This window comes from Burkholderia sp. SJZ089 (assembly GCF_007828315.1).
Classification (GTDB): Bacteria; Pseudomonadota; Gammaproteobacteria; order Burkholderiales; family Burkholderiaceae; genus Burkholderia; species Burkholderia gladioli.
On record NZ_VIUM01000002.1, the window covers coordinates 38,097 to 63,036 of the forward strand.

The 24,940-nt window shown below is 64.7% G+C and carries 20 protein-coding genes and 1 tRNA gene; 9 read left to right on the plus strand and 12 right to left on the minus strand.

Annotation, left to right across the window (positions count from 1 at the left end; translation table 11 throughout):
* Nucleotides 1-67: 67 nt before the first annotated feature.
* From sucD to recA, 5 genes are all read right to left on the minus strand, one after another.
* Entirely contained in the window at nt 68-949 is an 882-nt protein-coding gene (gene sucD / locus FB600_RS03275; RefSeq protein WP_013699263.1) for a succinate--CoA ligase subunit alpha, read from the minus strand.
* Nucleotides 950-1,016: 67 nt separating this feature from the next.
* On the minus strand, nt 1,017-2,198 hold the full coding sequence (sucC, locus tag FB600_RS03280; RefSeq protein ID WP_308015976.1) for an ADP-forming succinate--CoA ligase subunit beta: 1,182 nt from the start codon (nt 2,196-2,198) through the stop codon (nt 1,017-1,019).
* Between the two features lie 57 nt (nt 2,199-2,255).
* The gene (locus FB600_RS37080; protein ID WP_186021359.1) at nt 2,256-2,888 is read right to left on the minus strand and encodes a hypothetical protein; all 633 of its coding nucleotides are present in this window, start codon (nt 2,886-2,888) and stop codon (nt 2,256-2,258) included.
* A gap of 40 nt (nt 2,889-2,928) precedes the next feature.
* The gene (gene recX, locus FB600_RS03290) at nt 2,929-4,053 is read right to left on the minus strand and encodes a recombination regulator RecX (protein ID WP_145756254.1); all 1,125 of its coding nucleotides are present in this window, start codon (nt 4,051-4,053) and stop codon (nt 2,929-2,931) included.
* Nucleotides 4,053-5,132, minus strand: coding sequence for a recombinase RecA (gene recA, locus FB600_RS03295; RefSeq protein WP_013699267.1), 1,080 nt, complete (start codon nt 5,130-5,132; stop codon nt 4,053-4,055). The genes recX and recA overlap by 1 nt, the downstream gene beginning before the upstream one ends.
* Before the next feature lie 205 nt (nt 5,133-5,337).
* Here recA and FB600_RS03300 point away from each other — a divergent pair, with 205 nt between their 5' ends.
* The 4 genes from FB600_RS03300 (at nt 5,338) to FB600_RS03315 (ending at nt 9,812) form a co-directional block, all read left to right on the plus strand.
* Complete coding sequence (locus FB600_RS03300) at nt 5,338-6,081, plus strand: response regulator transcription factor (RefSeq protein ID WP_096750262.1); 744 nt, start codon at nt 5,338-5,340, stop codon at nt 6,079-6,081.
* A gap of 22 nt (nt 6,082-6,103) precedes the next feature.
* Nucleotides 6,104-7,735, plus strand: a complete 1,632-nt coding sequence (locus FB600_RS03305; RefSeq protein WP_096750261.1) for a sensor histidine kinase — start codon at nt 6,104-6,106, stop codon at nt 7,733-7,735.
* Nucleotides 7,736-7,967: 232 nt separating this feature from the next.
* Nucleotides 7,968-9,626 (plus strand): MFS transporter, encoded by a 1,659-nt coding sequence (locus tag FB600_RS03310; protein ID WP_013699270.1) that lies wholly within the window; start codon nt 7,968-7,970, stop codon nt 9,624-9,626.
* A gap of 109 nt (nt 9,627-9,735) precedes the next feature.
* A tRNA-Met gene (locus FB600_RS03315) sits at nt 9,736-9,812 on the plus strand.
* Between the two features lie 622 nt (nt 9,813-10,434).
* Here FB600_RS03315 and FB600_RS03330 read toward each other — a convergent pair.
* The 3 genes from FB600_RS03330 to FB600_RS03340 are packed head-to-tail and all read right to left on the minus strand — an operon-like array spanning nt 10,435 to nt 15,748.
* The gene (locus FB600_RS03330) at nt 10,435-11,511 is read right to left on the minus strand and encodes an Imm72 family immunity protein (RefSeq protein WP_096750254.1); all 1,077 of its coding nucleotides are present in this window, start codon (nt 11,509-11,511) and stop codon (nt 10,435-10,437) included.
* Complete coding sequence (locus tag FB600_RS03335; protein ID WP_145756255.1) at nt 11,508-12,980, minus strand: hypothetical protein; 1,473 nt, start codon at nt 12,978-12,980, stop codon at nt 11,508-11,510. The genes FB600_RS03330 and FB600_RS03335 overlap by 4 nt, the downstream gene beginning before the upstream one ends.
* Nucleotides 12,977-15,748 carry a type VI secretion system Vgr family protein gene (locus FB600_RS03340; RefSeq protein ID WP_145756256.1) on the minus strand — a complete coding sequence of 924 codons (2,772 nt, stop codon included), beginning with the start codon at nt 15,746-15,748 and terminating at the stop codon, nt 12,977-12,979. The genes FB600_RS03335 and FB600_RS03340 overlap by 4 nt, the downstream gene beginning before the upstream one ends.
* 944 nt (nt 15,749-16,692) lie before the next feature.
* Here FB600_RS03340 and FB600_RS03345 point away from each other — a divergent pair.
* The 3 genes from FB600_RS03345 to FB600_RS03355 all read left to right on the plus strand — a co-directional run bounded on the left by FB600_RS03345 (nt 16,693) and on the right by FB600_RS03355 (nt 19,079).
* On the plus strand, nt 16,693-17,232 hold the full coding sequence (locus tag FB600_RS03345) for a PAAR domain-containing protein (protein ID WP_080959563.1): 540 nt from the start codon (nt 16,693-16,695) through the stop codon (nt 17,230-17,232).
* Nucleotides 17,233-17,450: 218 nt separating this feature from the next.
* Nucleotides 17,451-17,963: a VRR-NUC domain-containing protein gene (locus FB600_RS03350; protein ID WP_315898279.1), complete on the plus strand. Its 513-nt coding sequence runs from the start codon at nt 17,451-17,453 to the stop codon at nt 17,961-17,963.
* A 21-nt stretch (nt 17,964-17,984) separates the two neighbouring features.
* Complete coding sequence (locus FB600_RS03355) at nt 17,985-19,079, plus strand: type VI immunity family protein (RefSeq protein WP_145756258.1); 1,095 nt, start codon at nt 17,985-17,987, stop codon at nt 19,077-19,079.
* 46 nt (nt 19,080-19,125) lie between these two features.
* On the opposite strand, the gene FB600_RS38035 is transcribed toward FB600_RS03355, so the two are convergent.
* A complete protein-coding gene (locus FB600_RS38035) occupies nt 19,126-20,175 on the minus strand; it encodes a methyl-accepting chemotaxis protein (protein WP_145756259.1) in 1,050 nt (349 codons plus the stop codon).
* Nucleotides 20,176-20,526: 351 nt separating this feature from the next.
* Here FB600_RS38035 and FB600_RS03365 point away from each other — a divergent pair, with 351 nt between their 5' ends.
* Nucleotides 20,527-21,489: a quinone oxidoreductase family protein gene (locus tag FB600_RS03365; protein ID WP_145756260.1), complete on the plus strand. Its 963-nt coding sequence runs from the start codon at nt 20,527-20,529 to the stop codon at nt 21,487-21,489.
* A 34-nt stretch (nt 21,490-21,523) separates the two neighbouring features.
* On the opposite strand, the gene FB600_RS03370 is transcribed toward FB600_RS03365, so the two are convergent.
* Nucleotides 21,524-22,678 (minus strand): methionine aminotransferase, encoded by a 1,155-nt coding sequence (locus FB600_RS03370; RefSeq protein WP_145756261.1) that lies wholly within the window; start codon nt 22,676-22,678, stop codon nt 21,524-21,526.
* Between the two features lie 249 nt (nt 22,679-22,927).
* Here FB600_RS03370 and FB600_RS03375 point away from each other — a divergent pair, with 249 nt between their 5' ends.
* Complete coding sequence (locus FB600_RS03375) at nt 22,928-23,653, plus strand: NAD-dependent epimerase/dehydratase family protein (protein ID WP_145756262.1); 726 nt, start codon at nt 22,928-22,930, stop codon at nt 23,651-23,653.
* A gap of 18 nt (nt 23,654-23,671) precedes the next feature.
* Here the strand turns inward: FB600_RS03375 and FB600_RS03380 are convergent, their stop codons facing one another.
* Together FB600_RS03380 and FB600_RS03385 are read right to left on the minus strand one after the other, a co-directional pair.
* Complete coding sequence (locus FB600_RS03380; RefSeq protein ID WP_145756263.1) at nt 23,672-24,469, minus strand: hypothetical protein; 798 nt, start codon at nt 24,467-24,469, stop codon at nt 23,672-23,674.
* A gap of 99 nt (nt 24,470-24,568) precedes the next feature.
* The gene (locus FB600_RS03385; RefSeq protein ID WP_044273984.1) at nt 24,569-24,844 is read right to left on the minus strand and encodes a hypothetical protein; all 276 of its coding nucleotides are present in this window, start codon (nt 24,842-24,844) and stop codon (nt 24,569-24,571) included.
* Nucleotides 24,845-24,940 lie beyond the last annotated feature (96 nt).

Consider the following 24,940-nt stretch of genomic DNA (forward strand, 5'->3'; position numbering starts at 1 on the left):
ACTAACAAAAAAAACGCCGGCGCGAGGCCGGCGTTTCGACACGGCGGGACGAATCCCGCGTGCTCGCTCAGATCGCTGCCTTGAGCAGGCGACCCATTTCCGACGGATTGCGCGTGACCTTGATGCCGCACGCGTCCATGATTTCCAGCTTGGCTTCGGCCGTATCGGCGCCGCCCGAGATCAGCGCGCCGGCGTGGCCCATGCGCTTGCCCGGAGGCGCCGTGACGCCGGCGATGAAGCCGACCACCGGCTTCTTCATGTTGTCCTTGATCCACTCGGCTGCCGTCGCTTCGTCCGGGCCGCCGATTTCGCCGATCATGACGACCGCATCCGTGTCCGGATCGTCGTTGAACATGCGCATCACGTCGATGTGCTTCAGGCCGTTGATCGGATCGCCGCCGATACCGACCGCCGACGACTGGCCGAGGCCCAGTGCCGTGAGCTGGGCAACCGCTTCATAGGTCAGCGTGCCCGAACGCGACACGACGCCGATGCGGCCCTTGCGGTGGATGTGACCCGGCATGATGCCGATCTTCAGTTCGTCCGGCGTGATCGTGCCCGGGCAGTTCGGCCCGAGCAGCAGCGTCTTGCGGCCTTCGCGACGCATGCGGTCCTTCACTTCGATCATGTCGCGAACCGGAATGCCTTCGGTGATGCAGATCGCCAGGTCGAGGTCGGCCTCGACGGCTTCCCAGATCGCGGCGGCCGCGCCTGCCGGCGGCACGTAGATGACCGAGACGGTCGCGCCGGTTTCCTGCTTCGCTTCCTTGACGCTCGCGTAAATCGGAATGCCTTCGAAATCCTCGCCGGCCTTCTTCGGGTTCACGCCCGCGACGAACGCCTCACGGCCGTTCGCGTACTCGCGGCAGGCGCGCGTGTGGAACTGGCCAGTCTTGCCGGTAATGCCCTGCGTGATGACCTTGGTGTCTTTGTTGATCAGAATCGACATGTATTGACCTCTGTTCGATAGGCGTCGCGTTTGATCGCGCCGCCATGCGTGTTCAATGCAACGATGCTTACTTGCCGGCGGCTGCCGCGACGACCTTCTGCGCGGCTTCTTCCATGCTGTCCGCCGAGATGATCGGCAGGCCCGACTCGGCCAGCATCTTCTTGCCCAGGTCTTCGTTGGTGCCCTTCATGCGCACCACCAGCGGCACGCCGAGGTTCACGGCCTTCGAGCCGGCGATCACGCCTTCGGCGATCACGTCGCAGCGCATGATGCCGCCGAAGATGTTGACCAGGATTGCCTTCAGGTCCGGGTTCTTCAGCATCAGCTTGAACGCTTCCGTGACCTTCTCGGTCGTCGCGCCACCGCCGACGTCCAGGAAGTTCGCCGGTTCGCCGCCGAACAGCTTGATGGTGTCCATGGTGGCCATCGCCAGGCCGGCGCCGTTCACCAGGCAGCCGATGTTGCCGTCCAGCGAGATGTAGGCGAGATCGAACTTCGAGGCCTCGATTTCAGCCGGATCTTCTTCGTCCAGATCGCGGTAGGCGACGATTTCCGGGTGACGGAACAGCGCGTTCGAGTCGAAGTTGAACTTCGCGTCGAGGGCGGTGACCTTGCCGTCGCTGGAGACGTTCAGCGGATTGATTTCGGCCAGCGACGCGTCGGTTTCCCAGAACGCCTTGTACAGGCCTTGCAGGATCGCGCGCGCTTGCGGAATCGAGGCAGCCGGCACGCCGATCTTCGCGGCGAGGTCGTCGGCCTGGGCATCGAGCAGGCCGGTCGACGGCTCGACGATGACCTGGTGGATCAGTTCCGGATGCTTCTCGGCCACTTCCTCGATGTCCATGCCGCCTTCGCTCGAACCCATCAGGACGATCTTTTGCGACACGCGATCGACGACGAGGCTGACATACAGTTCCTGCTTGATGTCGGCGCCTTCCTCGACCATCAGGCGGTTGACCTTCTGGCCTTCCGGGCCGGTCTGGTGCGTGACGAGCTGCATGCCGAGGATCTGGCTCGCGTACTCGCGAACCTGCTCGATCGACTTCGCCACCTTCACGCCGCCGCCCTTGCCACGGCCACCCGCGTGAATCTGAGCCTTCACGACCCACACCGGGCCGCCCAGCTCTTCTGCCACCTTGACGGCATCTTCAACCGAGAACGCCGGCTTGCCGCGCGGGACCGCGACTCCGAATTTCCGCAGGATTTCCTTACCCTGGTACTCGTGAATCTTCATGCGTGATTCCTTCAGTCTGAGAGTTGGATTAAAAGTCGATTGACAGTCGCTTCTTTCTACTGATGTTTCCGATCATTCGTGCGCGCTACCCGCGCCGTCGGGCACGGGTGGGCTCGCGCCGAGCCATGTCGGGATGAACGGCCGGCCCGCCGTGCGTCGCGCGCCGCCTCGTGACCACCGCGCCACGCCGCTTCGCGCCGCATCACGGCCGCCCGCCCGCGCAGCACGCGAGCCGACGGCGAGCACGCGATCCGGGGATCGGGGCGTGATGCGCGGGGAAAGGACGGGGGAGAGGTGAGCGACGTGGGCTCGGCAGGCGGGAATGGCGGCTTCGCTGCGACCGGAACAGAATGCCCGGCCGGACGACGCGGCGGCGTCGACGACATGGGGTTCGCGATCGGAGGTCATGCTGGGCCTGGGTTCATGGATCGGCTGTCCGCCCGGCTGCGTGACCTTCATCGAACCCGCCGCGCAATGCGGCCGACACGATGCAACGGTGACGACACCTCGCCGGCCGCCGCACTGGTCGGTGATCGCCGGGACTGCGCCTGGCTGGCGCAACTGGCGTGACACGGGCTCGAATGACGGCATGCGGAAGGTTGAAGCCGAGTTGGAAAACCGGGGGATTTTAGCATATTGGGTATTTGTCGCGATGCCACGAATATCCGGTGTGACCCGCATTGGCAAGCGGATGCAGTGCAGCATCACGGGTCGGACCCGCGTGAGCGCGGCGATCCGGCGAGCCTCAAAACTCGCCGAATTCGTCCTCGCCGCCCTTGAGCAGCTTGACGATGGTCGCGCTCGTGAAGCCGCGCGCGGCCAGGAAGCGCGCCTGTTTGGCGCGCTCGGCCGGCGTGCCCGGCAGGCTGCCGAACTTCTTGCGCCAGACCGCCTGGGCCCGGCCGAACTCGGTTTCGCGCAACTGCTCGCTGACCGATTCCACCAGTTCCGAATCGACGGCATGGCGCTTGAGCTCGCCGAGGATTCGCGCGGTACCGAGGCGCGAGGCACGCCGGTGCACCAGGCTTTCGGTGAAACGCGCGTCGGACAGCCAGCCCTCGCGCTCGAGCGCGTCGAGCAGCGCTTCGGGATCGTCGCCCTCCCCCACATAGGGAGCGAGCTTGCGCACGAGTTCGCTGCGGCTGTACTCGCGTCGCGACAGATAACCGAGCGCGCGACCCTTCAGTGAGCGGGTCGGGCGCTCCCGCTCGGTGCGGGGCGATTCGCCTGCCGGTTCGGTTGCCTGGCCGGAGGAGGCCGTCGGGGCATCGCGCTCGTCGAACGGGCCGCGTGTGCGGCGCCGGTTGCGGCGCGTGGCGTGTTCGCTGGTGCGGGAATACTGGTCGCCGTCGGCGTTTTCGAAGTGGGTAGGCGCGGCGGGCGCCTCGAAGGGATCGGGGGCGGCGCGGCGACGGCTCGACGATGCCGGGCGGCCGCCGGTAACGGGGGCTTGCGAAGCCGTGGGCCGCGGGCCGGCGACTGCGTCTACCCGGCTGGCCGTCGACTGTCGACGAGGCTGCGATGAGGGGCCAGCATCAGCCGGAAAAACAGCCGGCGCTGCCCTGCCCGCCTCCCCGCGCACAGCACGCACGCTGCGGGCACGGATGCCGCGGGCAACGTCATGCGCATCGAAGGATTCGTCGGCATCGCCCGAGTCGCTCGCGTACACGGGATCGGCCGCTGCCCGCCGCGGGCGCTGAAACGAAACGAGGGCATCGTCCGATGCCCTCGTTTCCGGGCGACCTGCCGGCCGCCCTTCGCGCGAAACCAGCGCCGGCCCGGGTCGATCGGCCGGCCCACCTTCGCCCGCGCGAGGCTCGCGCGGCGAGGAGGCTGGCGAATCGTCCGGGCAGCCCCGGCTCCGACGCATCACTCTTCTTCGTCCAGGATCTCGGCTTCGGACTGGCCGGCCGCGCCTTCCTGCGGCATGGCCGCCACGCCGAGCGATTCGCGAATGCGGTTCTCGATCTCGAGCGCGATGTCCGGATTCTCGCGCAGGAATTCACGCGCGTTGTCCTTGCCCTGGCCGATCTTGTCGCCGTTGTAGCTGTACCAGGCGCCAGCCTTGTCGACGATCTTGGCTTGCACGCCCAGATCGATGATTTCGCCCTGGCGCGAGATGCCTTCGCCGTAGAGGATGTCGAAGATCGATTCGCGGAACGGCGGCGAGACCTTGTTCTTGACGACCTTGACGCGGGTTTCGTTGCCGATCACCTCGTCGTTCTTCTTGATCGAGCCGATCCGGCGGATATCGAGGCGCACCGAGGCGTAGAACTTCAGCGCATTGCCGCCCGTGGTGGTTTCCGGGTTGCCGAACATGACGCCGATCTTCATGCGGATCTGGTTGATGAAGATCACCAGGCAGTTCGTGCGCTTGATCGTGCCCGTCAGCTTGCGCAGCGCCTGCGACATCAGGCGAGCCTGCAGGCCCGGCAGCGAATCGCCCATTTCGCCTTCGATTTCGGCCTTCGGCACCAGGGCCGCGACCGAGTCGATCACGATCATGTCGATCGAGCCCGAGCGCACCAGCGCGTCGGTGATTTCGAGCGCCTGCTCGCCCGTGTCCGGCTGCGAGATCAGCAGTTCCGGCACGTTCACGCCGAGCTTGGATGCATATTGGACGTCGAGCGCGTGTTCCGCGTCGATGAAGGCCGCCGTGCCGCCGAGCTTCTGCATCTCGGCGATCACCTGCAGCGTGAGGGTGGTCTTGCCCGACGATTCCGGACCGTAGATTTCGACGACACGGCCGCGCGGCAGGCCGCCGACGCCGAGCGCGATATCGAGGCCGAGCGAGCCGGTGGAGACCACTTGGATGTCTTCCTTGGCCTCGGCATCGCCGAGCTTCATGATCGAGCCCTTGCCGAACTGCTTCTCGATCTGGGCAAGCGCTGCCGCCAGCGCCTTGCTCTTTTCCGCGGTCATCCCGGCGCCTTTCTTGCTATCTTCCATGAATCGTCCTTTGCTATGATGAGCAGCGTCTGATTGGGGGGCACCGGGCCTAACTAGCCGTTAGGTGCACGAATGCAGACACTGTATAAAAAAACAGTGGTTTGTGCAAGCCCGAGTTGCGGGTTCCGCACAAGTCCACCCAGACCTTCCGGAGACACCCGCGCCGGCGCCTCTCCAGCGCGCCGCCGGCCGATGGCCACGCACCATGCGAATCCTGATTGCCGAAGATGACAGCATACTCGCGGACGGCCTGACCCGATCACTCCGCCAATCGGGCTATGCCGTCGATCACGTCAAGAGCGGCGTCGAGGCCGACACCGCCTTGTCGATGCAGACTTTCGACCTGCTGATCCTCGATCTCGGCCTGCCGAAGATGCCCGGTCTCGACGTGCTGCGGCGCCTGCGCGCACGCAACTCGGTGCTGCCGGTGCTGATCCTGACCGCCGCCGACAGCGTCGACGAGCGCGTCAAGGGGCTCGACCTGGGCGCCGACGACTACATGGCCAAGCCCTTCGCCCTGAACGAACTCGAGGCGCGCGTGCGGGCGCTCACCCGGCGCGGCGCCGGCGGCGGCCCGACCGTGATCCGCCACGGCTCGCTGAGCTTCGACCAGGTCGGCCGGCTCGCCTACGCCAACGAGCGCGTGCTGGACCTGTCGGCGCGCGAGCTCGGCCTGCTCGAGGTGCTGCTGCAGCGCGTCGGCCGACTGGTCTCGAAGGAGCAACTGGTCGACCATCTCTGCGAATGGGGCGAGGAAGTCAGCAACAACGCGATCGAGGTCTACGTGCACCGGCTGCGCAAGAAGATCGAGCCGAGCGGCGTGCGGATCCTGACCGTGCGCGGCCTCGGCTACTGCCTGGAGAAGGCCGTGGCCGAATCGGGCGCCGCAGTCGCGCCCGAGGTGCCGGCCGCGCCGGAGCATCCGGCGCCCTCCTCGCCGCTGCGCTGAAGGGCCGCGCGAGCGCGCCGCCATGGCCACGCCGCTTCGTTCCGCCCGCACCAGCAAGCACGCCACGCGCCGCCCGGCCGACGTGCGCGACGCGGAACGCGACGCCCGCTACGAAAACCCGTTTGCCCCGCCCGACGAGGGCGAGTCCGCCGACGCGGCGCGCCCGCGTTCGCTGTTCGGCGAGATCCTCGACTGGATGCTCGCGCCGCTGCTGCTGCTCTGGCCGATGAGCATCGCCGTCACTTACCTGGTCGCCAAGACCATCGCCAACGGCCCCTTCGACCGTGCGCTGGAAACCGATGCCTACGTGCTCGCGCGGCAGATCACGCCCGTCAACGGGGTGGCCGAGCTGGTGCTGCCCAAGGCCACGCTCGACCTGCTGCGCGCCGACAATGTCGACAGCGTCTATTACCAGGTGCTCGGCACGCGCGGCGAGCTGGTGGCCGGCGAGGCCGACCTGCCGCTGCCGCGCGACGACGACCGGCCGCCGCCCGGCGTGGTGCTGTTCCGCGACGACCTCCTTCGCGGCAACGACATCCGTGTCGCCTACACCACCGTCGCGCTGGGCGGCTCGAGCGGCTCGCAGCCGGCGCTGGTACAGGTCGGCGAAACGCTGGACAAGCGCAACGCGCTGGCCAACGACATCATCAAGGGCGTGATCCTGCCGCAGTTCGTGATCCTGCCGCTGGCCATCGTGCTGGTCTGGTTCGGGCTGTCGCGCGGGCTCGCGCCGCTGACCGCGCTGCAGGCCCATATCCGCAACCGCCGCCCCGACGATCTCTCGCCCGTCGATCCGCAGCGCGCGCCGCCCGAGATCGAGCCGCTGGTCACCTCGTTCAACGACCTGCTCGGCCGGCTCGAACAGAACATCGCGCTGCAGAAGCGCTTCATCGCCGATGCCGCGCACCAGATGAAGACGCCGCTGGCCGGGCTGCGCACCCAGGCCGAATTCGCGCTGCGCCACGAGGTGCCGGACGAAGTCGCGCGCTCGCTGGAGCAGATCGCCACCAGCTCCGGGCAGGCTGCGCGCCTGGTCACCCAGTTGCTGGCGCTGGCGCGCGCCGAGAACCGCGCGAGCGGCCTGAGCTTCGAGCCGGTCGATCTCGCCGCGCTGGCACGCGTGACCGTGCGCGACTGGGTGCAGGCCGCCTTCGCCAGGCGCATGGACCTCGGCTACGAGGGGCCGGACGACCAGGACGTTCAAGCGCTGGCGCCCATCATCGACGGCCATGCCGTGATGCTGCGCGAGATGCTCGGCAACCTGATCGACAACGCGATCCGCTACACGCCCGAGGGCGGCCGGATCACCGTGCGCCTGCATGTCGAGCCCGGCGTGCGGCTCGACGCGACGGGCGCCGTGGTGCGCGCCTTCGACAATGCCGGCGCCGGCCTGCCGGGCGTCGCGCACATCGAGGTGGAAGACACCGGCCCCGGCATTCCGGCCCACGAGCGCGGCCGCGTGCTCGAACGCTTCTACCGGATCCTCGGCCGCGACGGCGAGGGCAGCGGGCTGGGCCTGGCCATCGTGCGCGAGATCGTCACCCAGCACGGTGGCGCGCTGGCGATCGACGACCACGTCTACCAGGACACGCCGCGCCTGGCCGGCACGCTGGTGCGCGTCAGCTTCGCGCTGCGCGAGGCCGCCCCGGAATAACCCTGAGGCGAGCGCCGCCGGCCAGGCCCACAAGGCGCCGTCAGCGATGTTGCCGGAACATCGGCCACCGATCGCCGACGTTCACCCAACGATCGCCGAACAAGCGAGAAGCACTCCCGACAAACCCTGATCCCCGCTCCAGTCAGACCTCCGTAAGTTTGCCCGCCAATAATCGACGCCAGTTCGTCAGGATGGCGAACCGACACCGATATCAAGATTCAGGAGACGACTCATGGCGACTGTAGGCGGACACATCTCGCACTCGCCGATGACGAGCGACGAAAAACGCGTGATCTTCGCGTCCTCGCTCGGCACCGTGTTCGAGTGGTACGACTTCTATCTGGCCGGCTCGCTCGCGGCCTACATCAGCAAGAGCTTCTTCTCCGGCGTCAATCCGACCGCCGCCTTCATCTTCACCCTGCTCGGCTTCGCCGCCGGTTTCGCGGTGCGCCCGTTCGGCGCGATCGTGTTCGGCCGGCTCGGCGACATGGTGGGCCGCAAGTACACCTTCCTGATGACGATCGTGATCATGGGCATCTCGACCTTCGTGGTCGGGTTCCTGCCCGGCTACGCCACCATCGGCATCGCCGCGCCGGTGATCTTCATCGCCATGCGGCTGCTGCAGGGGCTCGCGCTGGGCGGCGAATACGGCGGCGCGGCCACCTACGTGGCCGAGCATGCGCCGGCCAACCGCCGCGGCTTCTACACCGCCTGGATCCAGACCACCGCGACGCTCGGCCTGTTCCTGTCGCTGCTGGTGATCGTCGGCGTGCGCACCCTGGTGGGCGAGGAGAGCTTTGGCGCCTGGGCCTGGCGCATCCCGTTCATCGCCTCGATCCTGCTGCTGGCCGTGTCGGTCTGGATTCGCATGCAGCTGAACGAATCGCCGGTGTTCATGCGCATCAAGGCCGAGGGCAAGACCTCGAAGGCGCCGCTCACCGAAGCCTTCGGCCAATGGCGCAATCTGAAGATCGTGATCCTCGCGCTGGTCGGGCTGACCGCTGGCCAGGCGGTGGTCTGGTACACGGGCCAGTTCTACGCGCTGTTCTTCCTGACGCAGACGCTGAAGGTGGACGGCACCACGGCCAATATCCTGATCGCCGTGGCGCTCTTGATCGGCACGCCCTTCTTCCTGTTCTTCGGCTCGCTGTCGGACCGGATCGGCCGCAAGCCGATCATCCTGGCCGGCTGCCTGATCGCCGCGCTGACCTACTTCCCGCTGTTCAAGGCGCTCACGCACTACACGAATCCGGCGCTGGAAACGGCCACGCAGAAGGCGCCGATCACCGTGATCGCGAACCCGGACGAATGCTCGTTCCAGTTCAACCCGGTCGGCACGGCGAAGTTCACGACTTCCTGCGACATCGCCAAGGCGGCCCTCTCGAAGGCCGGCCTGAACTACGAGAACGTGGCCGCGCCGGCGGGCACGCTCGCGCAGATCAAGGTGGGCGACGTCGCGGTGGACACCTACGACGGCAAGGCTGCGGACGCCAAGGCGAAGGCCGGCGCGTTCGACAAGACGCTGGCCGCGACGCTCAAGGGCGCCGGCTACCCGGCCAAGGCCGATCCCTCGCAGATCAACTGGCCGATGGCGATCGTGGTGCTGACCATCCTGGTGATCTTCGTGACCATGGTGTATGGGCCGATCGCGGCGATGCTGGTGGAGATGTTCCCGACACGGATCCGCTATACGTCGATGTCCCTGCCCTATCACATCGGCAACGGCTGGTTCGGCGGCTTCCTGCCGGCCACCGCGTTCGCGATCGTGGCGGCCAAGGGCAACATCTACTCGGGGCTCTGGTATCCGATCGTGATCGCGCTGGTGACCTTCGTGATCGGGCTGCTGTTCGTCAAGGAGACGAAGGGCTCCAACATCTACTCGCAGGACTGAGACAGGACCAGGAGAAGCCGGGCCGGGGGCGTCCCGGCCGCTTCGTGAAAATTCTTCGACAAAAGTTGTTGACAGGGTTCTGAGCCTTCTGCATAATCTTTCTTCTGTTGGCGAATTAGCTCAGTCGGTTAGAGCGACGGAATCATAATCCGCAGGTCCGGGGTTCGAATCCCTGATTCGCCACCATCATTACGCGAAGGCCCGCTCTCGAAAGAGACGCGGGCCTTTGTCTTTGCGCGCGCGGTGAGCCATCTTGTGAGCCGCCGCCCGCATGCACAAGCTGCCCCACCTGTTCAAGTCGCGCCACGGCGTGTTTTACCTCCGGCTCGTCCGAGCCGGCAAAACGTCTCTTTCCCCAGATCTAGAGCATCCGCGACTCGGATCTGCGTGTAGCCGGCAGCCTTGCGCTGCTTCTCTATCGCCGATCCTACCCTCTTCGCAAGCTCTTCCCCGATCCCATCGCCCTTCCTGTCGCCTCCTCGCGTCTACGCGCGGCAAAAAAACGACCCATTTGCGCAACTGTTTTGTGTTCACTCCGGCCTTGAAGGCAAGCCCGGCAGCGATGCATCGGGTTGGAGGCACGCCTCGACCAGGCGACGTTTGCCGTCTGGGTCAAATAATCGTTCGCCGTTCGGGGAGACATGCGTCACCGTCAGAAGCAGGAGGTTGAGGTCAATCGCGTCTAGTGTCATCGCGGTTGCGTCCGCAAGTGTGGAGGTTGCGGACCCAAGCGGTGACGTTTCTCAGGCTGGGCGCTATGTGCGTAGAATTCTGCGGTTACTGCCATACTCCGACCATCCGGAGAGATTCAGGCCTGCGGTTGCGGATCCACATAGTGCCAAATGACCATGCCCCATGAGGTGTGCTGAGGGCCTGGCATCGGCTCTCCCGCTTCGACATGAACCGAATCCTTCACAGCCGGACTTTGCCAACGACCAGTACGCGGACACGCTTCCCCGGGCAAGGCGCGCAAACTCGTCTGCGCGACGGATTGGGGGAAGTAGGTCGACTCTTCCTCAGGGATGCTACCGTCCCGATAGCGGGTATCTTCCCATAGCAAGCGCCAGCGTACCTTGTACTCGTCGTTCGTGCCTTCCAATAAATACGTGTGGGCGACACTGCCCTTGAGGAAGTAATTCGGGCAGCCAACCTTGCCAGCCGGCAACCATGGCTCCCAGATTCCCTCGATGGGGATTTCCTCGCCGCTCGCGACTTCGCCGACCCGGGATTCGTTCTTGGCGGGGCATGCGGGAAGATCGGCTGGATACTTACGCCCCGGCGGCCAATACTTCCAAGCTGGAAGCGGTACATCCTGAAACAGGGATTCATAGGTCCAATACTCGAACACGCGAGTTCCGGTATCCGTGTCTGTTTCGTAGGCCATCAGCCCTTCAAAACCAAATGCGATCGAGCAATCCAGTGCGTAGCACATCAATTGCTGGATCCAGACACCGTGTACCAACCCTTTGGCAAATTCTGGGTCGCTGTAGGTGTTGTTCTTCAAGCCCAAGGCCAGAAAAAACGGATCGTATTTTCTGCCAACTTCATCTGCAGTTCGCCCAAACAAGACATCGCCGACTTCCGCGCTCCCGGCAATCAACGCGCCGTAGGCCGATCGCTTGTCCAAGCCTCGGCGCAAGATATCAATACCTTGATCCATCTGCACCAACGCGCCGAGAAAGTCATATGTGTAAGCTTTCTCGAGTTCGTCCTGATTGGGGCTCGGCGAGTCCATCCGTTTGGCGTAGGCGTCGAGAAAATCCCGATACAACTGGACGGCGTGCTCCAGGTAGGTGAGGCTCGTCCACTTCTTGATCAGATAGAACGCCTTGGCGCGCGCGTCCTGCTCTTGTGCCTCGGTCATCGTTAACGTGTTCAGCATCATTGCGCTCGTCCATCCATTGATTGTTTGCCCGTGACGGCGGCCGCGCGACGGGCGTAGCCCTCTTGCCTGATCTTGGCCGATCGCTCGCGCTCTTCCAGCATCAGCGCGTGGGCCTCGGCCTCACCGGGCAGCGTGACGTCATTCCAGTTCGTTTTACGAGCCTTGAGCAAGCCGGCCGCCAATTGCTTCTCTATCCATTCTTTTACGGGCGCGTTGTGCGAGTGACTGAAATCCACGAAATACTGGAGATCGCCGCCAACCAGCAGGCGCATGGTGCCCACCTCTTTATCGATGTCTACCTGTTCGGCGATTGCCCCCTTCCACAACCGCATCCCGTCCCATCCGGCCGGAATCGCAATACCAAGCTTTTCCATTTCTTCAAGTGTAGGGACTGGCATGCTGACATAGCTGCCATTCATGCTCCACGCATGTTTGATGGCGCTCTGCGTGCGCCACACGGTTCCATTGGGAGCGAGTTTATCTGTCCAGAATTTTCCAGGAATGGTCCAGGGTTTATCCAGGTAACGCGTGTCGACGACACGAATCATCGCCTGGCCGGGCACTAACGTTATTGCTTCGAGCGGCGCCTTCACGCTGAACGTCTCGATGGCAGTGCCCTTAGGATGCTCACGAAGGTTGGGCCAACCTTCTATGTGTTTGTATTGTTTTTGGGTCATCGGTTTATGCCCCAGACTCTTCGTCTCCTTAGCAAGATAAGCCAGACGCGCCTCCTTCGTCATCGCACGCGTCGTCCCGCTTCCGACCCTGATGTCCGCCCAAGTCCCTGTGACCAGATGGCTGCGCACCTCGTCCAGCAACTGCGTCAACTTCTTGATACTCTGCACGATCCGAGTGTCGCCCAACTTGCGCAACTCATCCAGCTTCGGCAGCAAGGCCCGGAGATATTGCGCTACCCGTGTCGGGATGACGGAACCCAAGCGGTTCAGGATGAAGTTGAGCGACTTGCCGATGCGGTCGAGCAAGGTCCCGAACGCCTTGAGCACGAGGCCCTGATACTGAGCGAAATCCAGCTTCCTGAACCATTGCACCGCGTCGCCGAAACCAGCCTTGCGAATCAACGCGAGGATTTCCTGGCATAGCTTGACCAGATCCTCCGACTTCTCGGCGGCCCGCATCAACAGCTTGCCGACGCCCTTGAGCAAACCGCCGGCCACGGGCACGACGGCGAGCAGACACAACACCAACGATACCCATTCCCACTCGTTGTCGCGGTCCTTCGAGTCGCCGCACAGGCGCAGCGTAATGGCGATCGCATCGCGTGCGGCCGTGACTTCGCCCGCAACGGGGAACATGCTGACAACGGCATCGACGATGATCGCGCCGGTATTACGCTTTTGCAAAAACTCTCCGGCCACGGCGCCCGTCACGGTATCGCTCACTGCGGTCGCGCCGCGCCAGAGATAGTCGCCGACCTGGGACGCGGCCTGGCTGATCCAGCTCGAACTCATGCCTGGCCTCCCTGCATCCGCTCCAGCGAAGCCTGCATGTCGTAGTCGTCCCAATCCGACTTGAAGGCCGGATTTTTCTCCGTCGCCTTGAGTTCGTAAGGGCGGCTATCCTCGCCCAATTCGATGCGGCCGGTTCCGGACGGCGCGTTGCTGAGATCGGCCATTCCCTGGTTGTCCACGGTGCCCGAGTAGGTGCCGCCGTCGTCGTAGTGAATGGTGAACTTGGCGCCCTGCACAGGCAATTCATCGTGGTACTGGTAAAGCAGGGCGGCCTTGTCGCGCGACGTCGGTGCGAGCGATAGCGGATAGTCGATTTGCGTCGGCCCAGCAAACGTATGCTGCGTCCCCTTGATATCGATCGCCCCGGGCGCATGAATCTCGATGTCGCCGCCCTTGAGCCGGATGTAAGCCCCGCCCGACGTCAGCAAAATCTCCTGCTGCGCCGCCACCTCGATCGTCTGTGTCGCAGACAGGACTTTGGCTGTTCTCTGCGCAGTAATTTCGATATTGTCTGAATGCGCCTGGATCTCGACTTTGCCCTTTCCCGCGAACAGCTTCATCCCCGCGTTCTGCACGAACAAGCTGATCTTCTCCGCGACGCTCGCCACCAGTGACTTCCCGCTCGCGACGAAGGTACTCTGCCCGCTCACCAGATTCGTTTGCCCATCGCTCGACAGATGCAGGGAATCCTGCGTCGAAAGCGCAATACTGGCCGGACTCGCCATCAGCATCATCGGCTTCTTGAACGCGTTCGCGCTTCCAGTGCCACCGCCCGCGGTCCGCCCGCCCGATTGCGCTCCCTGGACGCTGTCCTGCGTCGCATCAGTGAACGCTTTCAGCGCATCGTGCCCCTCGTCGAGGCTTTCGGCCTGATGCGTCTGGCTGGCCTGCGACATGGCCTCGACCAGGCTCTCCGCGTTGACCAGTTGCTGTTGCGCCTCGCGGACGTCGAGCGGCTGGCTATTGGCCGGCTTCGGATAGGTCGTGACGAACAGCCCCTGCGAGGCTCGCACCGCGCCGTACGTATCCGTCCTCAAATCAAAACCCGATCCTAGATACGAACTGCGCGTATTGCCACTTTGATCGATCAGATAACCCAGATGCAACATACTGTTCGCGCTGCTGCTCATCAACTGCACGCGATTCTGACCGGTCGCGTCGTCCATCACCATCTGGTTGTAGCCGCTGCCGCCGTATTCCTTCGAGCGATGGCCCGACAGGATGCCGTTGCTGTGCCACTGCGGCTTTACCGAGCCGTTGTAGACGCGGTGGAGCACGATCGGTCGATCACAATCTCCGCCAACATAGCCGATCAAGACCTCCTCACCAACTCGAGGAATATGGACGCCGCCGTAGCCACCGCCCGTGTCTGACTGCGCAACGCGGACCCAACACGACGCCCCCGCATCGCCTGGATTCTGGCGGTCCCAGACAAACATCACCTTCACCCGGTTCAGTTCGTCCGTGTACACCTCCTCCCCTTGAGGCCCGACGACGATCGCTGTCTCCATGTGCATCTTGGGCTTCTTGTGTTCGAACGGGCTGCGGTACGGCACCGTGGTGCGCTGCGCCTCGACTTCCGTTAGATAGAATCCCGCCGAGCCGTCGTCGTGCGTAATCGACGCGCCTGAGTACCCGGCCTTCGCTTGTGCCAGCTCGGTTTGCAAACTATGCGGGAAGCTGGCTTCGTGATCCGATAACGGTAGGTTGTTCTCGATGTAGCGCCAAACCTTTATCGCCGCGAACTCGCGTTGACCGGCAGGATCGCGATCGTGCTCCGGATGACCGCTCAATTCAAACCGCAATCCTGCATCAATGCCGCGCACGCCGCCTGCCGCAAAGAACCGCTTCGCGCGTGACTCCCATTCTTCCATGCGAATCTTGGAGAGATGTTCGCCGCGATCCTGGCGGTCATACGTGTAGGCGCCTGTGTATTCGTAGACCTCCGTCTGCTCCGGCAGATTGCCCTGCCCCGCCATGGTGGGCAGGGTGGTGCCTTTGGGGTTGGCGATGGAAGACGGTGCTTTGTAATCGAACGTACGTGTCGTATGTACCGAGCTCTGCAATGTCCGCGAACCCGACCATTGCGTGAACGCATCCGCCTCACTGCCCGTGCCGGATCTGTAAAACTCGACAGGATTGACCGATATCTCGTCGAGCGAATGAACGTCGTCGGTCACGACCAGCGTGTGCGACTTGCCGTCCTTGCCCTGCCTCCAGAAGCCGAAGAGCCCTTCTTCTTCCATCAGGCGATGGACAAAATCCCAGTCAGATTCGCTCTGGCGGCAATAAGAACGAGACGGCAACGGCTTCGACAGCGCAAACTGGAACTGCCCGCTCGCCTGCGGATGAGCATTGAACACATCCGTCATGATGGCGTCGACACTTTGATCCTGCCAATACCGCATGTCGCGACGGAACCTCAGGAAGTGCATCCACGAGGCGAAAGCCAATTGATAGCTTGCTTGGCTGCCCTCCGCGCCGAGTCGGCGGGCCGTATGAATGTAGCCGTTGATCGGCAGGTAGGACTTGTCCGCTTGCTGAATCCACAGCGTCATCGGCTGCGCAATCAGGGTTTTCAGTTCAATGTCGCTTGCCGTCGACACCATGTCGAGCGTGACGCCGAAGTCTCGCCCAAGCTCCGAATAGGTCACGGCGCGGCGTGGCACGAGCGCGTTGTCGGGCAATGACGGAACATCCGTCCTCAGTAGACGATCTTGCTGGATCAGCCCGCCCCGAAGCGCCTGAATCAAATCGGTCAAGTTCATGTGCTACCTAGTTCTTGTTCATGTCGTGCCCCGGGGGGCGTTCTCTCAAAGGGACGGCTGCCCTTTACATGTGTTGGCGAGGATAGCGACTAGGGCCGATCGTGGCTATCCTCTGGGCGTCGAAAGCTGTCACGGTCCGCTGCCAGCGATGACAACAACGAACCAGCCACCGAAACTTGCCGCCATGATATTTCAGTCAGGGGCGATTTGAGCGCGCGCCGTCAGTGTTGAGACGTATTCAAGGGAAATTTCTGACAAAACAGACACTCACTCTCCAACGAGAACCGCCAGCAAGGATTGATGGCGGCAAACCGAGTTTTCTTGAGACCGAGTGAATTGCGCTCATGAACGCTCTTTCGAGCGCAGGATTTGCATATAGGCCCAGACAGAGAAATTCTGACGAAATATCAAGATATTCTTCGAAATACTTTGAAGAGTGGGCCATCCGATGGCGGATTTTTCAAACATCGACTCAGGTTTTAAGCAACATAAAATCACAAATCTAGTTCCCACAATTCAAATACGTAATGTTCGATTGACATATATCGCCAAGATCATCTTAAAATCAACGAGTTAAATCATTATAGCTTTCAATTCCGCTCAATGAAGAGCGTAAGACTTTCCCCTCGATCCCAGTCAATAATTCGCGTGCCATGCCATATTTTTCTTCAACATTTACCTCATGATCGTCATCGTTTTTTCGCACGAAAATAGCACAGAGAGATTCGGCGCAGGCAGACGGCTAACAACGATGTGCGATTAGGCCACATCAGTGTGCGGAAGGGATATTGAGTCAGAAAAATCCGCACATTTATCATCGCACCTTGCCCACCCCACTTCACTCACCTCCACCAACTTGCGGCATTTCCCCGCGCCCGTCCCTATCTCGCTATTAATCAAACAATCGAGCGTAGAGTTGCGGCGTTCCATAACCGGAAAATGCCATGAGCGCTTTTATTCGAGAGGGCGACACCACCGATCACGGCGGCCGGGTCCTTGACTGTTCCCAAGCTCAACTCATTGACGGCAAGCCCGTGGCGAGGCTTGGCGACATGGTGTTCTGTCCCATGTGCGATGGCGTCTATCCCATCGTCCACATTCTGCCGCGCGGCATGGACATGGACGGGAAACCGCCCGCCTTCGAAGGCGACAGGACCGCTTGCGGCGCGCGTTTGATCGCATCCCAGGCAAGCGCCACGGCGGAGCCCACGCAAAAGCCGTGGCGCGTCAAAAGCCCGGCGGTGAGCCACCAAACGGTGAACGACAACCCCGGGCTATACCAGGGCCGATTCCATGTCATGGACGAGGCAACCGGCCGATCGATTGCAAACCATCCATACACACTGTACGCATCCGATGGCAGCGTGATCTCGGGACGAACAGACGAAAACGGTTATACCCAATGGCATGAAGCAGAATCGCCGGCCTCGTTACGTTTCGCGTCCCCATCGACACAAGTCAGAGGAGGAGCAGGCGACCAATGAGCGGAAGCGCATATGGAATCGGGTCCGCCTCAGGATCGACAGCGCAAGGCGGTCGAACAACATTGGTCCAGCTTCGCACGGTGGGACTCGATCCGATAGACAAGAAAGTGGTATGCAAAGCGATCTGTGTCTGTTCGCGCGAGCCAGACAGAGGCGCATCCGGTCAACACCTCAAACAGCAATGCGTGTCTCGCAATCTCCGCGATGTCGATCGAAGCATGGACTGGCAAAGTCCGTATAAGGCCGAGGTCAATTACGACATGTCGCGGGTACCGCCCGCTCCCATCATGCGCTCCCACCCTTCTCTCGAAGCTCATCCCTACCTTCCCGGCTGGATCGCGAAATACTGGCTCGGCGGGCAGAAGGCTTATCGGGCAGGCTTCGGTGCCATCCGTCGACCGGACGTCGTGATCGTGAAGAATGGCTCATTGCCGCCTACGCAGGACAATATAAAAAGCCTCGTCGAAGTAAAGTTTCCACCACAGGCTCCCGATCTCGGGCAGGCCGAAGATTACGCCACGATCGCCGGATCACCAGACAAGCTTGTCGTCCTAGGGCCACAAAACTGCGACTGCTCCAACGACGACAAAGGCGAAAATCCGATCAGGGCAGTCGTGTCAGACGCACTTTCCGAACTTGGACGCTCACTTCGGGCGCTCCTCAATTCGAGGCCGCCAACGCAGAGGTTCGGCATGCCGCCGGTAACTCCGCCACTTCCCGCGCCTCTATAACCGGATTCGAGCCCTTTCCCCATGGCAAACCCGACACAGGATTTTCTGAAATGGGCCAGGGCGAACCAATCCCGCGCATTGGTCGCCAACGCCCTCCTCGAACCTCGCTATCCGCAAGACGGCATTGGCGCAGCCTTCGTAGTCCGCGCATGCCTCTATTTCGAACACGCATTCGACCCGGTCATCCGCGAAGCGCTCGCCCGAACATTCGACGAGTTCGTGATATCGATGGGCAGCGAGAAGCTCAGCTACATGTGGAGCAATGGCAAAGCCGCCCAGCCGATGTCGAAGGTGAAATCCCTGCGCGCCGCCGCGACGCGCCTCGGCCCTGAAGATCGATTCGACTTCGATTTCATGAGCGGCAAACTCCCGACCGACGCAAGCTTGTGGGAATTCCATATCGGCGGCCAGCGCCGATGGCAAGAAGCGCTCGGCAATCGCGGCCTCAATGTCCTGTGGTTCTCGTGGCCAGTGTTCGCCGTACAGGAGCGCCCCGATGCGTTCGCGAAGCTTTTCCACGAAGCCGCGACATGGCTCGAGGCGTCGCACGGCCATGCCGGCATCGCCGCCAATCTCTCGCCCACCACGCGCGAGGAAAACGAGGCCACGGAGTATTGGGCGAGTCAGACAATGCCCGGCCTCGATGTCGGTTTCCCCGCGGACTTATCGGTCCGAGCGCTCAAGGGACAACTGAAAACGATCGACTGGCTCACCGCAATCAGCAAGCCGATGCTCGAAGCCGCCGGCGGCCTGAAAGCGCTTCGCGCTCATCTGCCTCCGAACTGGTTTTCGATCGGCGACTACGGTTCAGGCGTCGTCATCCGGGGTGGCGTCTTGCCGGAAAGCGGCATCTCGAACGACGAGAGCACACCACCGTCCAATCCACCCGCCTACGTCATCCTCGACGCTGCCCTGCGGCCAATCCGCAGCAGCGCGATGGCAAACCTGCAACGCGGCACCATCAACGGCGACGCCCCCGTCTACAACACCCCGGCAGCCACGAACAGTTGGCTACGCCGCTTCGAAACCGACGAAGCCGGCCTGCTCGCCGCCAAGGCCGCGCTACTCGACACGCCCCCGCTCTGCGCGGCCAACGCCTTGCCCAATCCACTCTGAATCCAGGCATCGCCCAGCCCAGCAACCCCGGCAAGCCACCTCGCACTCAAATCAACTCAGCCGACCCTGCCTCCCACCGCCCGCTGACACACCACCCCAACCCCCGATACGTCTCATACCCCGGCGTCGCCGCGAACGACGCCGTGCCGCCATCCGCCTCACGATAAAACCCCGTCGCCGCGCCATGGGTCTTCAGGCGGAACGTCTCCTGCATCACCCCTTCCCCATCCGAACTCGCGATCACCCGAAACGACGAATCCACGATCAGGCAGCGCGTCCTCGCCCACTCCTCCTCGCTCGGCCTCACGCCCTTGACCACCGCCGCGGCCTGCGGCGCCCAATCGAAGAAGATCACCAACGCCCCGAGCACCTGCCCGTTCGCCTCGCCGCCCTCGCGGATCGCGGTGGCATAGGTCGCCACCTGCGCATGCCTCAACTGCGGCAGGCCCCCCACATCGAACGCCACGTAATCGGCTCCGCTGCCGGTGGCCAGCGCCGCCTCGAACCACTTCGCGCCGCCCACCTGCTGCCCGATCACCGGATACGTCTCGCCGCGCCCGCTCGTGATCACCGTGCCTTGCGCGTCCACCACCCACAGATCCTTGTAGACCGTATAACTGTCGAGGATCACCGACAGCCGCTCGCTCGCGTGTCGGCTCATTTCCTCGCTGTCGTAGGTCACGCAATCCACCACCGCCGAATCGGTGGCCCACCAGCGCACGTCGCAGGAGCGTTCATAGAGGTTGCGGTCGACGATATCGATCATGTTCAGCGCGAGGTCCGCGTAGCGCTGCCCGTCGTGCGCGTGCATGCGATCGATCATGCTGTCGCCGAGCTCGGTCAGCCGCGTCAGCGAACCGGCCAGTTCCTTGTTGAGGATGTCGGTGATCTCGCCAATCCGCTTCGAGACATGCTTCACCTGGTTGGCCACCACGGCGAACCCCTTGCCGGCCTCGCCGGCGCGCGCCGCCTCGATCAGCGCGTTGAGCGCGAGAAAAGTGGTTTCGCGATTGATGTCGTTGATGTCGCCAATCTTGCCCGTGGCGAGGCGCCTGACTTCGTGCGTCAGGTCGACGATTGCGCGTGGATTGGCCATGGTGGTGTCGCCCGCAGGTCATGCGGTTGCCTTGCTTGTTGTTTCTGCTGTTTCCGTCGTTTCCAAGCAAACACCAGACCAATTTACCCAGATGGTGAACATGGTCATCATCAGGTTCTTGTATCCAAAAAGGAAATTGCCAAGCCGCCTATCCAGCGACCCGCCCGCCAGGCGCGAGCACGCAAGCGCCGCCGCATCGGGCCGCTCCCGCGATGGTGCGCATGCACACCGTCGCGGTGCCGCGCGCATCGACGCTACCGTGCCGATGCGCTACGCTTCCGCAGCCGCACGACGGCACCCGTTTCCATCCAGCCGGGCACGCAGCCCGTCCATCGTCCACGAGGCGTATCCATGCACGCATTGTTTTTCGACCGATTCGGCGGCCCCGAAGTCCTGCAATGGGGCGAGCGTCCCGATCCCGTGCCGGGGCCGGGCCAGGCGCTGGTGCGCATCGAGAGCGTCGGCCTGAACTTCGCCGACGTCTATCGCCGCAACGGCAACTACCACCTGAGCGGCAGCGCGCCCTGGATCCTCGGCTACGAAGGCGCGGGCGTGATCGAAGCGGCCGCCGCGGGCGATACGCGTTTCCCGCGCGGCACGCGCGTCGGTTTCGCCGACATGCCGTACGCCAACGCCGAATGGGTGGCGGTCGATGTGGATCGCCTGATCCCGCTGCCCGAGGACATCGGCGCCGAGATCGCGGCGGCCACGCTGCTGCAGGGCCTGACCGCGCAATACCTGGTGCGCGACAGCTTTCGCGTCGCGCGCGGCCACCTGGCCGTGGTCCACGCGGCGGCGGGCGGCGTGGGCCTGTTGCTGACGCAGATGCTGAAGCGCCTGGGCGCCACGGTGCTCGGCATCGCCTCGAGCGGCGCGCGACGCCAGGCCGTGCTCGAGGCCGGCGCCGACGTGGTGGCCGGCTACGACGACTGGCCGGCCGCGCTCGCCACGCTGGGCGGCGGGCGCGGTGCCGACGTGGTCTACGACTCGGTCGGCCGCACGCTGGGCGCGAGCCTGGCGGCCGCGCGCCTCGGCGGCACGGTGGTGTTCTACGGGATGGCGGCCGGCGACCCCGATCCGGTCGATCCGCGCCTGCTGATGGACCGCTCGCTGACACTGACGGGCGGCGATCTATGGAACGTGCTGACCAGCGCCGAGATCCGTCGCGAGCGCGCCGCCGAGCTGTTCGCGCAGATACGCGCGGGCGAGGTGCGCCCGGTGATCGCCGCGCGCTACGCCTTGTCGGAAGGCGCCGAGGCGCATCGCTTCCTGGAAAGCCGCAACGCGATCGGCAAGATCGTGATGAACTGCTGACGCAGCGCCGGGCGGCGCGTCGCCATGATGGGGGCTAGACCGACGCGAGCCGGCGCCCGCCCTCGTCGAGCGTGGCGTCGTCCTTGCAGAAGCTCAGGCGGATGATGCCGGTATCGCGCCGGTCCTGGTAGAAGCTGGCCAGCGGAATCGCGCCCACGCCGTGCTTCTGCAGCAGTTCGAACACGAAGTCCTGGTCGCCGAGTTCGGCGAAGTGATCGAAGCGCGCCAGCATGAAGAAGCTGCCGCCGCAAGGCAACAGCGCCAGCCGCGAGCCGGCCATCGCGGCCGCCAGCCGATCGCGCTTGGCCTGGTAGAAGGCAGCCAGGTCGAGATAGCTGCGCGGCACGGCCAGCCGCTCGGCCAGCGCGGCCTGCAACGGCGCCGGTGCCGAGAACACCACGTACTGGTGCACCTTGCGGATCTCGGTGCTCAGCTCGGCGGGCGCCAGGCAATAACCGACGCGCCAGCCCGTGGCGTGATAGGTCTTGCCCAGCGAGAGCGCGATCACGCTGCGCTCGGCCAGCTCCGGGTAGCGCGCCAGGCTCAGGTGCTCGCGTCCGTCATACACCATGTGCTCGTACACCTCGTCCGACAGGATCACGATGTCGGTGTCGCGCGTGAGCGCGATCAGCCGTGCGATGTCCTCGGCGCCGAACAGCGCGCCGGTCGGGTTGTGCGGCGTGTTCACGATGATCATCCGCGTGCGCGGCGTGATCGCGGCGGCCACCTCGTCCCAGTCGATCGCGAGCGTATCCAGGTGGATGCCGATCGCCACCGGCGTGGCGCCCTGCAGGCGAATCGAAGGCTCGTAGACCTCGAAGGCGGGCTCGAAGAAGATCACCTCGTCGCCGGCATGCACCAGCGCCGTGATCGCGGCATAGATCGCCTCGCTCGCGCCGGCGGTCACGGTGATCTCGCTGTCGGCCCGATAACGCGCGCCGTGCAGCTGCTCGGTCTTCTCGGCCAGCGCCGCCTTGAGCGGCGGATAGCCGGCCATCGGCGCGTACTGGTTGAAGCCGGCCCGCATGGCGCGCTCGGCCATGGCGAGCAGCGCCGGGTCGGTCGGGAACGAGGGCGCGCCCTGCCAGAGGTTCACGGCATCGTGTTTCGCGGCCAGCTCCGCGATGCTGGAAAAGACGGAAATGCCGCTTTGCGGCAGCTTGGTCTCGATCCGGCATGAATTGCGCATTCGGTGCACTCCTGAGGGGCGGCGCCGGGCGCCGCGTGATCCGGCCGTCAAGGTTGGCACATCGCTCCCGCGCATGCAACGAAGCACGAAGGCGGGTTTCGTGTCATGGACAATGTCCTGCCCATTTCGATCGAAATTGGCTCTATCGCGCAGGCCATGCGCACCCTTACGCTAGCCCCAATGGTTCGCCGCCTCGCGCGCTTCGCGCCCGATCCCGGCGGCGGCCGGCAACCGTTCGGGAGTCCCCTCATGAGTGAAAGACTGTTCGTCGCCGGCGCCTCCGGCGTAATCGGCCGTGTGCTGGTGCCGCTGCTGGTCGAGGCCGGCTACGAGGTGCATGGCGCCACCCGCCGGGCCGAGCGCGCGGCGCAACTGGAAAGCCTCGGCGCGCGGTCGGTGGTGGTCGACGTGTTCGACGTCGACGCGCTCACGCGCGAACTCGGCCGCATCGCCCCCGACGCGGTGATCCACCAGCTGACCGACCTGCCGTGCGATCTCGATCCGGCGCGCATGGCGCAGGCGGTGGTCGACAACGCGCGGATCCGCAGCCAGGGCAGCTTCAACCTGGTGCTGGCCGCGCTGACCGCCGGCTGCCGCCGCATGGTGGCGCAGAGCATCGCCTGGGCCTACGCACCGGGCGAGCAGCCGTATCGCGAGGAGCAGCCGCTCGACACCGATGCCGAAGACGCGCGACGCATCTCGGTGGGCGGCGTGGTCGCCCTGGAACATGCGGTGCTGGCCACCCCGCCGCTGCGCGGCACGGTGCTGCGCTACGGGCGCCTGTACGGCCCCGATACCGGCAGCGACACGCCGCCGGCCGCGCCGGCCGTGCATGTCGAGGATGCGGCGCGCGCCGCGCTGCTGGCGCTGCGCGGCAACGCGACGGGCATCTTCAACATCGTCGACGACAACGACCAGGTCTCCAACCGGAAAGCCCGGCGCGAGCTGGGCTGGGCACCGCGCGCGAGCGCCTGAGCGGGCGCGTGCGGCCGTTCACACCATCTCGTCGGGGGTCGCGGCACGGCGCCGCACCGCCGCGCCGACCTGCCGCTCGCGCGCGGCAGCCCCGCCGGCCAGCGTCGCCCCCAGCAGCCACAGCGCGCCCGCGGCGATCGTATAGACGGCCGCGCGTTGGCCGTCGCCGGCCGCCTGCGCCTGGGTCGCCAGCTCCGAGAGCGCCGCGGCCGTGCCGTTGGCGAGCGCGCCGCCGCCCTGCAGGATCCGCGCGAAGCTGTCCTGCAGCCGCGTGACGGTGGCCGCCGAGGCCAGCGCGCCGCCCGTCCAGGCCGAGGCCGAGGCGAAGCCGGTCGGGATGCCGTCGCGTCCCGGCGCCAGCGCGGCGGTCGCGCTCAAGGCACCGGCGATCACGCCCAGCGCATTCGCCGCCGCAGCCGCCGCATTGTGCGGCGCCGAGCCGAGCCAATTGTCGAGTTCAGCGGCGAGATCGGCGGCAGCCCAGGCCGCGCCGCTGGTGGCGCCGGTCGCGTGCAGGGTGGCGGTGGTCGCGCTGCCCCGCGACAGCGCGCCGGTCGCCAGCGAGAGCGCCGCGGCCGAAGCCTGCAAGGCGGGGGGGCCATACGCGGCGGCAACGCCGATCGCGCGCTCGCGCGTCGAAGGCTCGACCTCCGCCGGCGCGGGAGACCGCGTGCGCTGCGCACGCCCTTGCGCGGCGAGATCGGCGAGCGGCATCAGCGCCGCGCCGCCTTGCCGTGTCGGCGGACGCTGCCGGGCCGGCGTGTGGACCGGCGGCGGCGTCGACACGCGCGGCGGGGACATCGAAGGCGGGGACATCGAAGGCGGATCGGACGCGACCGACCCGAGCTTGCCCGGTTTGCCGAAGCTCATGATGAAGAGGGATATCGAAGGAAGCAGACGAGGAAGCGGCCGCGCCTAGACCAGGCGCCGGATCCGCAGCGAGCAGCGCGCGGGCGGCGGCCGGCGCGCGCGCAGGTTGCGCGGGCAGGCACGCGCGGCGCGGCGCCCGACCAGCACGAAGGGCAGCAGCGCGACGACGAACAGCAACAGCCCAAGGCCGGTCCAGCCTTGCGCGATCGCGACGACGGCGGCCGCCGCGCCGCCCAGGGCAAGCGAGCGCTGGCCGAGCGCGCGCGCACGGAACGAGGCGAATGCCGCCGACGCGGGCGGCCAGGAAGCGATGCGAGACATGACGACGATCTCCCGGAATCCAGTGGAGGATTCTGGTCGGATCGCCATCAAGGGCGCGTAAAGAGTGAGGACCGGCGCGAACAGACCGTATAAAGA

Coding starts and splice junctions, on each gene's coding strand:
- FB600_RS03385 (WP_044273984.1), bottom strand. CDS start 24,844: ATGTCTCGCATCGCTTCCTGGCCGCCCGCGTCGGCGGCATTCGCCTCG.
- FB600_RS03305 (WP_096750261.1), top strand. CDS start 6,104: ATGGCCACGCCGCTTCGTTCCGCCCGCACCAGCAAGCACGCCACGCGC.
- FB600_RS03300 (WP_096750262.1), top strand. CDS start 5,338: ATGCGAATCCTGATTGCCGAAGATGACAGCATACTCGCGGACGGCCTG.
- FB600_RS03310 (WP_013699270.1), top strand. CDS start 7,968: ATGGCGACTGTAGGCGGACACATCTCGCACTCGCCGATGACGAGCGAC.
- FB600_RS37080 (WP_186021359.1), bottom strand. CDS start 2,888: ATGCTGCACTGCATCCGCTTGCCAATGCGGGTCACACCGGATATTCGT.
- FB600_RS03375 (WP_145756262.1), top strand. CDS start 22,928: ATGAGTGAAAGACTGTTCGTCGCCGGCGCCTCCGGCGTAATCGGCCGT.
- recX (WP_145756254.1), bottom strand. CDS start 4,053: ATGCGTCGGAGCCGGGGCTGCCCGGACGATTCGCCAGCCTCCTCGCCG.
- FB600_RS03370 (WP_145756261.1), bottom strand. CDS start 22,678: ATGCGCAATTCATGCCGGATCGAGACCAAGCTGCCGCAAAGCGGCATT.
- FB600_RS03365 (WP_145756260.1), top strand. CDS start 20,527: ATGCACGCATTGTTTTTCGACCGATTCGGCGGCCCCGAAGTCCTGCAA.
- FB600_RS03330 (WP_096750254.1), bottom strand. CDS start 11,511: ATGATGCTGAACACGTTAACGATGACCGAGGCACAAGAGCAGGACGCG.
- recA (WP_013699267.1), bottom strand. CDS start 5,132: ATGGAAGATAGCAAGAAAGGCGCCGGGATGACCGCGGAAAAGAGCAAG.
- FB600_RS03345 (WP_080959563.1), top strand. CDS start 16,693: ATGAGCGCTTTTATTCGAGAGGGCGACACCACCGATCACGGCGGCCGG.
- FB600_RS03380 (WP_145756263.1), bottom strand. CDS start 24,469: ATGTCCCCGCCTTCGATGTCCCCGCCGCGCGTGTCGACGCCGCCGCCG.
- FB600_RS03335 (WP_145756255.1), bottom strand. CDS start 12,980: ATGAGTTCGAGCTGGATCAGCCAGGCCGCGTCCCAGGTCGGCGACTAT.
- FB600_RS38035 (WP_145756259.1), bottom strand. CDS start 20,175: ATGGCCAATCCACGCGCAATCGTCGACCTGACGCACGAAGTCAGGCGC.
- FB600_RS03340 (WP_145756256.1), bottom strand. CDS start 15,748: ATGAACTTGACCGATTTGATTCAGGCGCTTCGGGGCGGGCTGATCCAG.
- sucD (WP_013699263.1), bottom strand. CDS start 949: ATGTCGATTCTGATCAACAAAGACACCAAGGTCATCACGCAGGGCATT.
- FB600_RS03350 (WP_315898279.1), top strand. CDS start 17,451: ATGGACTGGCAAAGTCCGTATAAGGCCGAGGTCAATTACGACATGTCG.
- FB600_RS03355 (WP_145756258.1), top strand. CDS start 17,985: ATGGCAAACCCGACACAGGATTTTCTGAAATGGGCCAGGGCGAACCAA.